This window comes from Paenibacillus flagellatus (genome assembly GCF_003217775.1).
In the GTDB taxonomy this organism is placed as follows: domain Bacteria; phylum Bacillota; class Bacilli; order Paenibacillales; family NBRC-103111; genus Paenibacillus_AB; species Paenibacillus_AB flagellatus.
Genome location: NZ_QJVJ01000002.1, coordinates 654747 through 669773, shown reverse-complemented (window position 1 = coordinate 669773; position 15027 = coordinate 654747). Strand labels below are relative to the sequence as shown.

The window sequence follows — 15027 nt, the reverse complement described above, 5'->3', positions numbered from 1 at the left end:
CCCGGCTCCCTCAAACGTTTGTTTTTCATAGAGAATCATTCTCAATGGAGTTCAAAAAAAGAGAGCGCAGCCGCCCCGATCGAACCGATGCCGTTTTATGTTCGGCATTGAGAATCATTATCAACTTTTCCTATTGTACACGAATGGCCCGGGTTCGGAATGGACTTTTCTGCAGCGTCCATGGATTTTTCTACGCCGTTCATTTCGCCAGCCTCAGCAGCCGGCTTACGGTGCCGTCGATGAGGCCGGCGTGCATCGCCGCATTATACAGGAGCGGCCCTTCGTACCGGACGACGAGCGTCCGCGCGGCGGACCCCCGGCATTGCCGCCACCTCTCCTCGAGCTCGTCGCCGTATTCGTCGGGATGCCCGGACGGCACGAGGAACAGCGCATTGCCGCAGCCGATCGCCGCCACGCCGTCGAGCGAATCCGCGTCGACGAAATCGAAATCGGCGGCGGCGTCCGGCGGCGTAACGCCGAGATCGTCGTAAAACAAATCTTTCATTTTTTTCATCCGCATGCCGAACACGCGGAACGAACCGCCGTCGGCGTTCACGATCAAATACGGCTCCTTCCCCAGCTGCCGTTCGATATGATAGCGGGCGTTGCTTGCCTTCCGCTCGAAGAAAGCGAGCCATCGCTCGGCGACGGACGGCATATCCAACAAGCCGCCGATTTGCAGCAGGCGCTGTCTCCACGGGCAGCTTTTCCAAGCGAGCGGCACGACCGGCGCGATGCCGGAAAGCGTCCGGTACAAATCGTCGGATATCGGCGACGTCAAGATAAGCTCCGGACGGGACCGCTCGATGAGCTCCATGTATCGTTCCGGACGCTCGGACCACCCTTTGTCCAGCACGAGCTCCGGCGTCACGCCGAGCACCGCCAGATCGCCGGCGAATATCGGCGGGATGACGATTTTTTTGCGGGCGCGAGCGGCGTATTCGGTCGGCGTCAGCCCCATATGCCGCTTGAACAGCTTGCTGAAGTACAGCTCGTCCGCATAACCGACCGCATGGGCCACCTCCATGACCGGAATCCGGGAATTCGCCAGCAGCCGAAGCGACTCGTTCAGCCGGATCGTCGTCCGGTATTTGTGCGGGCTCAGCCCGGTTTGCTCGCGGAACAGCTCGTAAAACCGGCTCGCGCTGGCGCCCGACAGCTTGGCCGTCTCCTCCATGTCGGCCGGCTCGGCGTACCGGACGTGCATATGACGTTTCGCCCGGTCGACGTAACGAACCAGCTCGTCCTCGGGGCTGCGGGGCTTCCGCGCCGTAGCGGCGCAGGCGGAGGCGATGGCGTACAGGTGCGATTGGAGCCGGTAATAGCCCGCCGGATCGCGGCTCACCCGGCCGTCCGCATCGTTCGTGAAATCGGCGAGCCAGCCGCTCGCCTGCGGCAGACGGAAGGTGACGAGCGGCCAGCCGCCGCCCGTACCGTCCGACGGAACCGGCCAGCTGGACGCGTCCTCCCCGTTCCGGAGTCGCGCCCGGAACCGGATCAGCACGACGCGGAACGCCCGGCCGTCCTCCCGCTTGAAGACGCAGCGGCTGCCGGGCGGGATGCAGATCCATTCCCCGGCTTCGACGCGCCGCGATTGCGGCTCGCCCTCGCCGATCGCGACCCGGATCGTCGCCGCATGCTTGAGCACGAAGCCGAAGGCGGCGGTATCGAACGGCAGCGGACCCGCTTCACCGCCCGAAGAGGCCGCCTCCTCCGTGCCGGCGTAATGCAGGGTCACGTCGCGGAAATCGTCGATATCGCTCAAATCGTTCACTTCCCGGATAACAGATTCGTTTCACATGTTAACTGATAATGATTCTCATTGTCAAGCGCGCCGTTGCGATTCCTTGCACGTTAAAGAAGCAGGCTACCGAAGTAACCTGCTTCCAATGCGCATGCTCAGCTTTCCTCGTCCAGCGCCAGGGCCGAATCGAACACGTTGTCCGGCGGAACGTTGGCGAGATCCGCCCGCTCCTTCAGCTGTTGCTCGATTTCCCCGTACCACGCTTCGAAGGAATCGTCCAGCTGCTCCTCGCGATGACGGTCCTCGTTCACATCCGAGTCCGCTTCGATCGACGGGCCCGACACCCCGTAGACGTCGTCGGAATGAACCATCGTTTGCTCAGCTCCTTCCTTTTCGGAGTCGAGCTATTATTTCCCGGACACACTTGTTTTATGCCGAGCTCGTATGGCTTTGCGCATAAGCCGTACCGGCGGAGAGGCTTGCGAATGACGAATACCCGCCAAAAAGACCCGGTCCCCCGGGTCTTTCCGCCGTTCCCCGCCGGCTCGCATCCGCTCGAAATTAAGCCGGCTTGCCGCCCGCTTCGGCGACGATTTTGTCGGCGAAGCTTTTGATCGTCGAGCAGCCGAGCAGCGGCGGCTTGGAGACGCAGGACAGGACGAGGCTTCCGCTTCGCCCGTCCCACTCGTATTGGAAGCTTACCTGCAAGCCGGCGACCTTGATCGAGAAGCTTCCCGACGGCGATCCCGGTATCGATATCCCCTTCTGCTTGCCGAGCGTCTGCAGCGCGCGAAACGCGGCCGGCGTTACGTTGCGGTACTTCCATGCCTGACATGCGGCCATCCGAATCGTCCCCTTATCCCTGTGATGCTATAAGTATATGAGGGGCGGCTTGGCCCAAGTAACCGGCCTTTCGTCTAGTCCGCGTAACAGCGGACCTCGTACAGCGCAGCGGAAGGGTCGCCGTTCGTCGCGTGAACCGTGATCCGGATGCGGTCCGTCGGGATCGGCGCCGCAAGCGCGATCGTACGTCGGCGCTGATAGTTGCCCGCAATCCCGCCGACCGGTATCCAGCGGCCGTCCGCGTACGCTTCGACCGTCACGTCGCGCGGACATTGCGGGTCGCGGTATAGCGCCGGGTACGACCGGTAATCGCGAAGCAGGTGACCGGGAAACGTCAGCTCGACGCGGCCGAGCTCGACCGGCTCCGCCCATGCCAGCTCCAGCCATTGCGGCAGCGGACGCGACGGGTCGGAGCGCCATTCGTTCGTATACCGATACGGGCGGGTCACGCCGCTAATCGCTTGGTCGGCGCCGAAGCATGCCTGGGCCGGTTCGACGAGAAAGCTCATCGTCGCGCCCTGCCCGAACCGGCGCATCCGGCCGCTGCCGAGATCGTACGCGCTGACGTGGCCGGGAACGACCCGTTCGGCGGCGCGCCAACGGACGAGCGGGTTCGCGAGCAGGTCGAGCCGGACGTACCGCCCCCGCAGCGCGGAGACGTCGAGCCCGACCGGCCATTCCGCCCACCGGTCGCCGCCCGGCTCCACTTGCAGGACGGCCGACGCGAGCGGCTCCCCCGGCTCGACCCGGTAATCCCATATATGATCGACCGCATATAGGCGCGCTTCGACATGCTGCACGACGTCCGCATCGGTGCCGAGTCGGACGGCCAGCCGCTCGATCCGGTCCGCGCCGACGGCGATCCATTGGCCGCGCGTCCGCTCCAGCCGCTCCGCCTCCGGCGCTGCCGCCGACGCATCGAGCGGCGGCGGGGCGGCGCCGTGCAGCACCGCTTCGCTGCTCGCGCGCACCGCGGCCGACCGCGCGAGGTCGCGCGGGTCCTCGTTCGCGGCGTTCGGCAGGAAGCAGCCGTCGCGCAGCAGCGCCTGCTGCACGTCCTTCGCCGCGCGAGCGGCCACGTCCCGCACCGGCATGCGCGCGCGGTGCGCGATGGCGGCGGCCGTCCCGGCCGCCTGGCCCATGAGCGCCGTCGTACCCATGACGCGCACCGTGCCGAGCGCCGCATGCGTCACGCTGACGTTGCGTCCGGCCATCATGAGATTGGTCATCCCTTTGGCGATCAGAATCCGCAGCGGAATGCCGTAGGGACCGACGTAGCTTCGCGCCATATGGCCGCCGTCTCCCCCGCCTCCCCCCGCTTGCTGGCTTTCCGCCGCCGCCTTCTCGCTGAACGGCGCGAGCAGCCCGCCCGGCTCGTGCAAATCGACGAACCAGCCGCCGTACGCGACCTCGTCGGGAAATACGGTACGCTGCAGCGGATCGTGCTCGGTCATCCAATAGTCGCCTACGATGCGCCGGCTTTCCCGCTTGCCCGGCACTTGCCCGATCCAGTCGAGCGCATAGGTCGACGCGGCGTGCTTCAGCTCGGGATCGCGGTTTTTGATCCAGTCCCAAACGCCGAGGACGTGCCGGGTCAGCTCGTGCCGCAGCTTCTCGTTGTCGTAAATCGTATGCCACGGCACGGACAGCTCGATCCACCAATACCCGCCGCGCAGCTCGCCCGGCCACCGTCCCTGCTTGTAGAAGAAGTCCGGATCGTCGTAGCGGACCGCCCAATCCGGGGCGGTAAACGGCACCGGACGGCCCGTGTCCCTCGCCTTGAAATGGATCGAATTGCCCATGACCGCATCGCTTGCCTTCTCCGGCGCATGCGGTTCGCCGAATTCGTCCCGCCCTTCCGTCCCCATCCGCCATTCGCAGCCGGCGAGCGCGGCGACGACGCCGTCTCCCGTGCAGTCGACGAACGTATCGGCCGAAAGCGTCAGCTCCGTCTCCGCCTGCCCGACGCGGCCGACGACGGCTTCGACGGTCCGGGCGTCCTTCAGGCGTACGCCCGTAACCGCCGTATTCAAGTGGAACGTCAAGTTCGGCGTCGACACGGCCATATCGTACAGGACGAGGTCCCACACGCTGTTGATCCAGCCGTTGTCCGAGGCGGGCTCCTCGTGGTTGCGCGCCCGCTCCTCGATCAGCAGCTCCGAGATAATGCCCGTTTCCCGCGCGTACGCGTGGAAGCTCGCCGCCCCTTGCGGCGGGACGCGAATTTCCGACGAGCTGTTGCCCCCGAACACCGGCCGGTCGTGCACGAGACAGACGCGCGCCCCGCGGCGGGCCGCGGCGACGGCGGCGCAAAAGCCGGCCAGTCCGCCGCCGCAGACGACGATGTCGTACCGTTCGTGAATGCCGCGCGGCGCCAAGCCGCCGACGTCGTCCCGTTCGCGCCCGTTCATTTCAAATACCCCAGCTCCGCAAGCGTCCGCTCCGCCGTCTGAAGCCGCGCCGGCAGAGCGAACTTGTCGTTCAGCGTCTTCACGTAGGCGTCGAATTCGGCCAGCGGCCGCTTGCCGTACACGAACTTGACCAGCTCCTCATACTCGTACCGTTCGTCCGCGACCGCCGCTTCCGGCGGAGGCACGAATTCGCTGTACACTTGAATGCGCGGCTGGTTTTTGGCGAATTCGATGACGGCCTCCTGCTTCGGAAACTTCGTCTTCAAATAGTCCATCTCGTTGCGGCCGGTCAGCTGCACCTGCCATGCGTAGGCGGTTTCGGCAATGGCCGGCAGCGCGGTCACCTTGCCGTTCTCGACCTTGTAATGCGTTCCTTCGACGCCGTAGTTGACGATCAGCTGGCCTTTGCCCGGATCGGTGATGTGGTTCAAATACTCGAGCACTTTTTCAAGCTTCTCCGGCTGCTTCTCGAGCGCCTTGGACAGCCCGATCATGGACGGATTGCGGCCAACGTCCCAGATGCCCTGGAAGGTGCCGCCGGGGCCGGTCATCGCGTCGAGCTGGATCCATTCCGCGTTCGGGTTAATTTTTTTGTACGTGTCGATCGTGGCGTCGGTGGCGATCGACGGCCAGCCGATGTAGATGACGCCGGCCTGCCCCTTGAACGCCTTCTCGATCGGGTTTTTGTTCGTAATGATTTCCGGATCGACGACGCCCGAGGCGATCAAATCCGCGATGTAGGCGAGCGCCTGCTTCATCGCCGGATCGGTCGTCGAGTAGACGACCTTGTTGTCCCGGATCATGTAGTGGCCGGGATCGGCGACGCCGAATGCGGTAAACAGCGGACTGAAGGCGGGCAGGTCGGCGCCGGTCAAGCCGTACGTATCCTTTTTGCCGTTGCCGTCGGGATCGCGCTCGGTGAAGGCGACGAGCACGTTTTTGAACTCCTCGATCGTCTTCGGCGGCTGCAGGTCGAGCTTCTTCAGCCAGTCGGCGCGAATCCAGTACGTCGTCATCGGAATGTCCGGCCGCTTCGCAAGCGCGTACATCCTGCCGTCCACTTTGCCTTTGTTCAGGTCGGTGGCCGTATACGACTTCTTGACATTCGGCATTTTATCCAAATAGTTGTCCAGCTGGAGCAAAATGCCCTGCTTGGCGAACTGCCGGACCGTCGACTTGTTCACGCCGAATACGTCCGGAGGCGTTCCGCCGGCGATTTTCGTCGTCAGCACCTGGTTGTATTCCGCGACGCCGATGTTGAATTCCATCTGCATGTTGAGCTCTTTGTTCAGCTGCTGCAAAATCGGATCTTTGTCCGGCGGAGGGTTGCCCCCGCTGCCCGGGACGAACACGCTGAATTTGACCGGCTCCTTGCTCGCAGGGGGCTGCTGCCCCTTCTCTGATGCCGGCGCGTTCGGCTCCTTCGCCGTCTCCTTCTCCGTGCCGCAGCCCGCCACGCTCGCACTTGCGGCGATGAGCAGCGCCGTTACGCCTCTCGTCCATGCTTTCATCGGTTGACCACCTCTCGGGAAATGATTGCGACGTTCACCCTTTCACCGACCCGAGCAGCACGCCCTGGGTGAAATATTTTTGGATGAACGGGTAGACGACGAGAATCGGCAGCGCGGTCAGCACGACCGCCGCCATCTGCATCGACACGGTCGGCAGCGTCTCCTCGACGTTCAGCTCGGGGTTTTCGCCCGCCGTCAAGATGGTGCGCAGCATCACCTGCAGCGGATGCAGGCTCCGGTCGCTCACGTACAGGACGGCCGCGAAAAATTCGTTCCAATGCCCGACCGCATAGAACAGACCGACCGTCGCCATGATCGGCATCGACAACGGCAGCACGATTTTCAGCATAATGTCGGTCTCCCCCGCCCCGTCGATGCGAGCCGCTTCGTCTAGACTGTCCGGCAGCTGCTCGAAAAACGATTTCATGACGAGCAGGTTGAACGTGCCGATCGCGCCGGGAACGATCATCGCCCATACCGAATCGAGCAGGCCGGTCCATTTCACGACGAGATAGGTCGGAATCATCCCGCCGTTGAACAGCATCGTCACGAGCAGCAGCAGCAGGAACGCGTTGCGGCCGGGCAGCTCCTTCTTGCTGAGCGGATAAGCCATCAGCGACGTCAGCGCCAAATTGACGAACGTACCGACGACGGTGATGAAGACGGTCACCCCGTACGCGCGCGGAATCATCGAATCGCTCAAGAAAGCTTTGTAAGCGGCGAACGTCACGTCGCGCGGAATGACGAGAAACCCGCCGTGCTTCAGCACCTCGCTGTAAGGCGTGAGCGAGACGCTGATCACGTACAGCACCGGGAACAGGATGCTGACGACAAGACCGAGCAGCAGCGCGTAAATGACGCCCAAGTAAAACCGTTCTCCCGCCGACGTTACCATATCGCACCCCCCCACCGCTTCGCCAGCCGGTTCGAGGCGACGATCAGGACGAGTCCGATGAGCGACTTGAACAGCCCGACGGCCGTCGCCATGCTGAAGTCCATCTGCTCGAGTCCGGTACGGAACACCCATGTGTCGATAATGTCGGCGACCGGATAGACATGCACGTTGTACATGATGTAAATTTGCTCGAACCCGGCGTCCAAAATATGGCCGAGCCGCAGCACGAGCAAGAGCAGGATGACGTTGCGGATGCCGGGCAGCGTAATGTGCCACATCATGCGCAGCCGTCCCGCTCCGTCGCAGCGGGCCGCCTCGTACAGCGTCGGGTCGATGCCCGCGATCGCGGCCAAGTAAATGATCGCGCTCCAGCCGACATGCTGCCAAATGCCGGAGGCGACGAGCAGCGTGCGGAACCAGTCCGTCGAGGTGAGGAACGGAATCGTCCGTCCGGTCCGCTCCTCGAGCCATTGGTTGACCAGTCCGTCCGTCTGCGACAGCAAGGCGATCATGAGACCGTATATGATGACCATCGACAGAAAGTGGGGCAAGTAGCTGACCGTCTGCACGAACCGTTTGAACAGCCGGTGCCGCACCTCGTTCAGCATCAGCGCGAGGACGATGCCGGGCGGCATGCCCCATACGAGTTTGTACACGCTGATCAAAAACGTGTTGGCCAAAATTTGGCCGAAATAAGGCGAGTCGTAAAACGCTTTCCAATGTTTGTACCACGGATCGGCCCATGGGCTCGCCATGATCCCTTCCAGCACGTTGTAATCTTTGAAGGCGATGACGACGCCGTACATCGGGCCGTACTGGTAGACGGCGTAGTAGACGAAGCCGGGAAGGAGCATCAGATAGAGCGCCCGGAAGCGCCACACCTTCCCCCATAACGGCCTCCGCCCTCTCCGCGTCTCGCTCCCGATAGCCGGCGGCTCGGCCGTTTGCGCGCGGATCATACGTTCCCCCCTTCGTATTGTAACGGCTTACAACACGATTATAACGGGGAACGGAACGGGAAAATATGCAGCTTCCCGACGAAAACGTCAGATCGGAAACGATCGCCCGGGCAAAATGAAAGCCGCAGGCTCGGCGAGCCTACGGCAAAGGCAGTTCGATCGTCACGAGCGTCCATCGTCCCGGCTCGGAGCGAATGTCCAGGTCGTACCCCGGGCCGAAGCCGAGCCGCAGCCGCTCGCGCACGTTGGCGAGCCCGATGCCGTTCGAGCCGCGGGCCGGGTCGCCCGGCTCCGCCCCTTCTTCGGCGCCGGACAGCGGACGGAGGAGCTCCGCGATCCGCTCCTCCGTCATCCCTTCCCCGTCGTCCCAAACGGAGACGCGCAGCCTCCCCTGCTCCTCGGCGGCCTGCAGCCGCACGGTTCCTCCGCCTTTTCCGGCGATGCCGTGGAAAAACGCGTTTTCCACGAGCGGCTGCAGCAGCAGCTTCGGGACGCGTACCGCGAGCAGCGACGGGTCGAGCCCGTCCAACCGCTCCTCGTACCGGAACGTCTCCCCGTAGCGGACCCGCTGAATTTGCGCGTACGCCCTCAGCGCCCCGATCTCCTCCTCCAGCGCGACTAGATCGCTCCGGCCGATGCTGTACGACAGCAGCTTGATCAGCGAGCGGATCGTCTCCTCGACTTCCTCCGTACGATGCTGCTTCGCCAAACTGCCGATGCAGGCGAGCGTGTTGTACAGGAAGTGCGGACGGATTTGGCTCAGCAGCAGCTTCATCTCCATCGCCTTTTTCCGCTCCTCGTTCTCCTTCACGGTTTGCACCAGCTCCTGGATGCGTCCGACCATCGTATAGAAGCTGCGGGACAGCCGGCCGATCTCGTCGCTTCGCTCGATTTGCCGGAACGGCGCGACGAGCCGCTCGCCTCGAATACGGTCCATCTGCAGCGCGAGCCGGTTGATCGGCGTGGCGAAGTGGCGGCTGATCGCGAGCGTCAAGACGAGCAGCAGCGAGAACCAGAGAGCGCCGACGCCGGCGAACCGGCCGTACAGATGGCGCACCCCTTGGCGGAACAGCTTCTCGTCGGTCAGCGTCACCAAATACCAGCCGAGCTGGTTCCGCTCGCTCTTGACCGCCATGAGCGGGCCGGCGGCGCCGGCGACGCGGCTGATGCCGTTGGGCAAACCGATGAGCGCGTCCGCGAAATCGTCGTCCAGCTCCGGCGGGAGCGTGGCGGGCTTGTACGGGACGATGCGGCTGTCGGGGTCGTACGACACGATATGCCCTTGTCCGGTGAACAGCGTAAAGTCCTGGTCCGAGTCGTACAGCAGCTCGTTCAGCCGCTTCGTCAGCTGGGACGTGCTGATCTCCGCTAGCACGACGCCGGCGTCGTCCTTCAACGCAAGCGCGAAGGCGATCGTCCGCTCCACCTGCATCGGCGAATAATACGGCTCGCTCCAGTTGACGAGCCCGGGGTTCTCGTCGGCGATGCGGAATAGGCGGCGAAGCTCCGGATGGCCGACGATGTCGTAGGCGAGCTGGTTGCTCGAGACGACGGTGCCGTCGCGGCGCAGGACGAACAGGTGGGCGACGATGCCGCTGTTCAGCTCGATTTGGGTGCGCAGCATCCGCTGCAGTCCGTCCGTGTCGGACAGCATCGCCTCGTCCATCCGGCTCGACGCGTTGAGCAATATGTTGCGGATATTTTGCAAGTATAGGTCGAGGTATTGGCCGGTCCGTTCGACGAACATCGTCATGTCTTCCGACTTTTGCTCGATCAGCGCTTCCCGGGAGCTGTCCATCGCCCCGTACAGCAGCCCGGAGAAGGCGAGCAGGCTGGCCGCGGCAAGCGCCAAAAACAGCTTGACGAACATGCTGACGAACCGTCCGGGCGGCCGCGGCTGCGTACGCGACGTCGGCTGCGGCTCCGGAGGCGCTTGGCGTTCCGGCTCCGTCGCCTGCAGCTGCGTTAGCGGCTTCGGCTGCGGCTTATCCATGGCTTCCCCGGTATTCGCGAGGACTTTTGCCGTACCGCTTGCAAAACACGTCGGTAAAGTACCGGTAGCTCGGGAAGCCGGTCTCGGCCGCCACCTCGTACACCTTCATCGCGCTATGGCGAAGCAGGTAAGCCGCCTTCTCCAGCCGCTCCCGCTTGACGTAATCTTGGAAAGGCTCGCCCGTCTCCCGGCGAAACAGCAGCCCGAAATAGTTGGCGCTCAGTCCGACGTGCGCCGCCACCTCCGGCAGCCCGAACGGCTCGCGCAAATGGTCGCGGATAAAGGCGAGCGCTTCGCGGATTTCGTACCGCTTGTCGCCGCCGGCGTCGTCCCGGTTCCGTCCGGGAATGCGCTCCTTCGCTTTGTTCAGCGCCGCGACCAAATCTTCCTCGCGATACGTTCCCTTGAGCAAATAATCGCAGGCGCCAAGCACGAGCGCCTCGCGGACGTAGTCGAAATCGCTGTGGCACGTCAGCAGGATGATCTGCACGTCCGGCTTCCATTCCTTCAGTCGGCGGGTCAACCGGAGTCCGTCCATGACCGGCATGACGATGTCGGTGACGACGATCTCCGGCTCCGCGGCGAGCGACAGCTCCATCGCCTCCCGGCCGTGGCGGGCGACGCCGACGAGCTCGAGGTCGTGCCTCGCCCAGCCGAACAGTCGCAAGCTATCGCGTATGGGCGCCTCGTCGTCGGCGACGAGCACCTTCGTACGGATGACGGTCATCGGGCATCTCCTCCATCGGGCGTTTTCGGTAAACCGCTTACATTCGATCGGATGGTTTTATTATAAGTCGCCCCGTAGGTCGGGAATAGGTCCGGCAGCCGGAAAAATGTCAGAAAATCAACGATCCGAAAAAAACGGGAATAACGGAACCGCGTTCCGTCATTCCCTCCCGTTCCAATCGTTACGGGCGCCCCTTCGTCACCGTTTGTCGAGCGCGCCTTCGATGTTTTTGAACTGATTGACGAACATGCGCGCATACGTGCCGTCCTCCCGGCGCAGCAGCTCGTCGTGGCTGCCCTGCTCGACGATGCGGCCGCGGTCGATGACCATGATCGTATCCGCGTCGCGAATCGTATTGAGCCGGTGCGCGATAACGAAGCTGGTTCGTCCGCGCATGACGCCGAGCAGCGCGTCCTGGATGTGCAGCTCCGTCCGGGTGTCGATGCTGCTCGTCGCTTCGTCCAGGATCAGGATGGACGGGTCGGCGAGTATGACGCGCGCGATCGCGAGCAGCTGCCGCTGCCCTTGGCTCAAGTTGCCGCCGTTCTCCGTCAGCATCGTGTCGTACCGGTGCGGCAGCCGGTCGATGAACGTATCGGCGTTGGCCATCGCGGCCGCCCGCCGCACCTCCTCGTCGGTCGCGTCCGGCTTCCCGTATTTGATATTGTCGCGGATCGTGCCGGAAAACAAATACGTATCCTGCAGCACGATGCCGAAGCAGCGGCGCAGGCTGTCCCGCGTATAGTCGCGGATATCCCGGCCGTCGATGCGGATCGTGCCTCCCGTCGCGTCGTAAAACCGGGTGACGAGATTGACGATCGTCGTCTTCCCCGCCCCCGTCGGACCGACGAGCGCGAGGCTGCTGCCCGCCGGCGCTTCGAAGCTGACGTCCCGCAATATCGGCACGTCCGGCCGATACCCGAAGCTGACGCCGTCGAATTCGACGCGTCCTTGCGGATGGCGCAGCTCGATCGCGTCCGGCGAATCCGGCGTCTCCTCCCGCTCCTCGAGCACCTCGAACGCCCGCTCGGCGCCGGCGACGCCCGCCTGCAGCACGTTGTAAATGTTCGCCAGCTCGTTCAGCGGCCGGACGAACTGCCGCGAATAGCTGAGGAAGCTGGCGATGACGCCGACGGTGATGCTGCCTTTGACCGCCAGCAAGCCGCCGACGATCGCAACCGCGGCGAAGCCGATATTGTTGATGACGCTGAGCAGCGGCATCATGAAGCCTGACCAAATTTGCGCCTTCAAGCCGACCTCGTACAGCTTGCCGTTGACCGCCTCGAACTCTTCGATCGACTTGTCCTCGCGATTGAACGCCTTGACGACCTCGATGCCGGATATCGTCTCCTCGATATGGCCGTTCAGCCTGCCGAGCTGCGCCTGCTGCTCCTTGAACATGACGCTCGTCTTCTTCGTAATCGTCCGGGCGAGCAAGTAGACGAGCGGCACCGTGATCAGGCTCGCCAGCGTCAGCACCGGACTGAGGACGAGCATCATGACGAGCGAGCCGACGATGGCGATCGAGCCGGACATGAGCTGGATCGTCGACTGCGATATCGTATTGCTCACGTTATCGATGTCGTTGGACAGCCGGCTCATCAGCTCCCCGTTCGGGCGGGCGTCGAAGTAGGCGAGCGGCAGCTTTTGCAGCTTCCCGAACAGCGTCTGCCGCAAGCGTGCTACGACCCGTTGGGAGACGCCGGCCATGAGCCACCCTTGCAGCAGCGTCAGCGCGCCGTCCGCCACGTAAGCCGCGATCAGCGCGAACAGGGCGGCCTCCAGCAGCCGAAAGTCGACCCGGCCGCCCGATTCGGTCATCGCGTCGATGGCGACGCCGATCAAGTACGGCCCGGCGAGCGCGATCGCCGCGTTGACGAGCAAGAAGACGAGGATGACGGCAAGCTTGTTCCGTTCCTTCCCCACATACCGCCACAGCTTGCCGATCGTCCTCTTGAAGTTTTTCGGCTTGACGACGGGACCTCTGCGCCCGGCGAACGGGCCCGGTCCGCCCGGTCTCCCCGGCCCGTTCAGAAGAGGCGGGTCGTTCGGCGGCGTCCTCGGTTCACCCGCCCGTTCGTTCGGTTGAGACATCCGGCTGCATCTCCTTCCCGATCTGCGATTGGAAAATTTCCCGGTAGACGCCGCATCGCTTCATGAGTTCGTCGTGCTTGCCGATGCCGACGACCTCTCCCCGGTCGAGCACGACGATGGTGTCGGCGTCCATGACGGACGTGATCCGCTGCGCGATCAGCAGGCAGGTGAGCCCGCGCGCGTACGTCTTGAGCCCTTCCTTGATCCTCGACTCCGTCGCCGTGTCGACCGCGCTCGTGCAGTCGTCCAGGATGAGAATGTCCGGCTTGCGGACGAGCGCCCGCGCGATCGACAGACGCTGCTTCTGTCCGCCGGACAAGTTGACGCCCCGCTGTCCGATCACGGTCTCGTAGCCTTCGGGGAACGCCGATACGAACTCGTGCGCCTCGGCGATCCGGGCCGCCCGTTCGATGTCCTCGCGCGAAGCGTCCTCCTGGCCCCAGCGAATATTGTCGAGCACGGTGCCGGAGAACAGCACCGACTTTTGCGGCACGACGGCGATCGTCTCCCTCAGCCGCCTCGGGTCGACCTCGGTTACGTCCGTCCCGTTCACCCGCACGACGCCGGAATTCGCATCATAAAACCGCGGAATCAGCCCGACGAGACTGCTTTTGCCCGAGCCGGTGGAGCCGATGATTCCGACCGTCTCGCCCGGCAGGCACGAGAACGTCACCGACTTGACCGCCGGAGCCCCGGATGCGCCCTCGTACGAAAACGTGACGTTTTCGAAGTCGATGCGGCCCCGGTCCCGCGCCGCCGGCGCCGCGGACGCCGCGGATGCGTCTTCCCTCCACGTCATTTCGTTCCGCTGCGCGAACACGTCGCCGATCCGCGACGAGGACGCGCGGGCGCGCACGAACATGTTGAACACCATCGAGATCATCAGAAGCGCGAACAAAATTTGCGTCATGTAGTTGATGAACGCGATAATGTGCCCGACCTGCATTTGCCCGGCGTCGACGCGCAGTCCGCCGAGCCAGATGACGGCGACGATGCCGAAGTTGACCGTCAGCATGATCGCCGGATTGAACACCGACATCGCCCGCATCACTTGAATCGACCGGTCCCGGTATTCGCCGTTGACGCTGTCGAACTTGGCGACCTCGTAATCGAACCGGTTGAACGCCTTGACGACGCGGACGCCGGCCAAATATTCGCGCATGGCTCCGTTCACTTTATCCAGCGCCTTCTGCACGTTCACGAACCGCGGGAAGCCGACCTTCATGTTGAGCGCGACGAGCAGGGCGACGAGCGGCACGACGACGGCGAGGACGACCGACAGCCGCGGGTTCAGATTGACCGCCATGATGAGGCTGCCGATGCACAACAGAGGTGCCTTGACGAAAATGCGCATCAGCCCGTTCGCGAAATTTTGCACCTGCGTCACGTCGTTCGTCAGCCGCGTAATTAAGGAAGCCCTTTCAAACTTGTCGATGCTTTTGAACGTCATCGCCTGAATGCGGCGGAACAGATCCGACCGAAGCTCCATCCCGAACGTTTGCGAGACGCGGCTCGCCATGACGTTGCGGATCGATGCGGCGATCGCGCCCACGGCCGTAATGAGCAGCATGAGCCCGCCCATGCGCAGGACGTAGCCCGTGTCGTTGCCGGCGACGCCGACGTCGATAATGCGGGACATGATCGTCGGCTGCAGCAGGTCGCAAACCGCCTCGAGCGTCAGAAAAGAGACCGCGACGCCGAACAGCTTCCCGTGCCTTTTCACGTATGGGGTCAAAAAGTGCATTCCCGTCTCCCTCCCGATTCCGTTCTCCATTACCAACCATACTACGATCGAGGCGAAAAGTCGATTCCAACCGGCGGGCGAACGCAAACGAGCCGGACGGCGGGCG

Annotated in this window: 11 protein-coding genes; all 11 read right to left on the bottom strand. The window is 63.5% G+C overall.

Annotated elements, in window-relative coordinates; genetic code table 11:
* Window positions 1-199: 199 nt before the first annotated feature.
* Window positions 200-1765 (bottom strand): AraC family transcriptional regulator, encoded by a 1566-nt coding sequence (locus tag DLM86_RS06375; protein ID WP_146250162.1) that lies wholly within the window; start codon window positions 1763-1765, stop codon window positions 200-202.
* 134 nt (window positions 1766-1899) lie between these two features.
* On the bottom strand, window positions 1900-2115 hold the full coding sequence (locus DLM86_RS06370; protein WP_110839117.1) for a hypothetical protein: 216 nt from the start codon (window positions 2113-2115) through the stop codon (window positions 1900-1902).
* A 190-nt stretch (window positions 2116-2305) separates the two neighbouring features.
* On the bottom strand, window positions 2306-2587 hold the full coding sequence (locus DLM86_RS06365; protein ID WP_110839116.1) for a hypothetical protein: 282 nt from the start codon (window positions 2585-2587) through the stop codon (window positions 2306-2308).
* Window positions 2588-2661: 74 nt separating this feature from the next.
* Entirely contained in the window at window positions 2662-4998 is a 2337-nt protein-coding gene (locus DLM86_RS06360) for an FAD-dependent oxidoreductase (protein WP_110839115.1), read from the bottom strand.
* A complete protein-coding gene (locus tag DLM86_RS06355) occupies window positions 4995-6509 on the bottom strand; it encodes an extracellular solute-binding protein (protein ID WP_110839114.1) in 1515 nt (504 codons plus the stop codon). Before DLM86_RS06355 ends, DLM86_RS06360 begins: the two co-directional genes overlap by 4 nt.
* 34 nt (window positions 6510-6543) lie before the next feature.
* A complete protein-coding gene (locus tag DLM86_RS06350; protein WP_110839113.1) occupies window positions 6544-7404 on the bottom strand; it encodes a carbohydrate ABC transporter permease in 861 nt (286 codons plus the stop codon).
* Window positions 7398-8363: an ABC transporter permease gene (locus DLM86_RS06345; RefSeq protein ID WP_110839112.1), complete on the bottom strand. Its 966-nt coding sequence runs from the start codon at window positions 8361-8363 to the stop codon at window positions 7398-7400. Before DLM86_RS06345 ends, DLM86_RS06350 begins: the two co-directional genes overlap by 7 nt.
* Window positions 8364-8502: 139 nt before the next feature.
* Window positions 8503-10356, bottom strand: coding sequence for a cache domain-containing sensor histidine kinase (locus tag DLM86_RS06340; RefSeq protein WP_110839111.1), 1854 nt, complete (start codon window positions 10354-10356; stop codon window positions 8503-8505).
* Window positions 10349-11083 carry a response regulator transcription factor gene (locus tag DLM86_RS06335; protein ID WP_110839110.1) on the bottom strand — a complete coding sequence of 245 codons (735 nt, stop codon included), beginning with the start codon at window positions 11081-11083 and terminating at the stop codon, window positions 10349-10351. The genes DLM86_RS06340 and DLM86_RS06335 overlap by 8 nt, the downstream gene beginning before the upstream one ends.
* Window positions 11084-11281: 198 nt before the next feature.
* On the bottom strand, window positions 11282-13177 hold the full coding sequence (locus tag DLM86_RS06330; RefSeq protein WP_110839109.1) for an ABC transporter ATP-binding protein: 1896 nt from the start codon (window positions 13175-13177) through the stop codon (window positions 11282-11284).
* Complete coding sequence (locus tag DLM86_RS06325; protein WP_110839108.1) at window positions 13149-14921, bottom strand: ABC transporter ATP-binding protein; 1773 nt, start codon at window positions 14919-14921, stop codon at window positions 13149-13151. Before DLM86_RS06325 ends, DLM86_RS06330 begins: the two co-directional genes overlap by 29 nt.
* Window positions 14922-15027 lie beyond the last annotated feature (106 nt).

Coding starts and splice junctions, on each gene's coding strand:
- DLM86_RS06365 (WP_110839116.1), bottom strand. CDS start 2,587: ATGGCCGCATGTCAGGCATGGAAGTACCGCAACGTAACGCCGGCCGCG.
- DLM86_RS06335 (WP_110839110.1), bottom strand. CDS start 11,083: ATGACCGTCATCCGTACGAAGGTGCTCGTCGCCGACGACGAGGCGCCC.
- DLM86_RS06350 (WP_110839113.1), bottom strand. CDS start 7,404: ATGGTAACGTCGGCGGGAGAACGGTTTTACTTGGGCGTCATTTACGCG.
- DLM86_RS06345 (WP_110839112.1), bottom strand. CDS start 8,363: ATGATCCGCGCGCAAACGGCCGAGCCGCCGGCTATCGGGAGCGAGACG.
- DLM86_RS06340 (WP_110839111.1), bottom strand. CDS start 10,356: ATGGATAAGCCGCAGCCGAAGCCGCTAACGCAGCTGCAGGCGACGGAG.
- DLM86_RS06355 (WP_110839114.1), bottom strand. CDS start 6,509: ATGAAAGCATGGACGAGAGGCGTAACGGCGCTGCTCATCGCCGCAAGT.
- DLM86_RS06360 (WP_110839115.1), bottom strand. CDS start 4,998: ATGAACGGGCGCGAACGGGACGACGTCGGCGGCTTGGCGCCGCGCGGC.
- DLM86_RS06325 (WP_110839108.1), bottom strand. CDS start 14,921: ATGCACTTTTTGACCCCATACGTGAAAAGGCACGGGAAGCTGTTCGGC.
- DLM86_RS06330 (WP_110839109.1), bottom strand. CDS start 13,177: ATGTCTCAACCGAACGAACGGGCGGGTGAACCGAGGACGCCGCCGAAC.
- DLM86_RS06370 (WP_110839117.1), bottom strand. CDS start 2,115: ATGGTTCATTCCGACGACGTCTACGGGGTGTCGGGCCCGTCGATCGAA.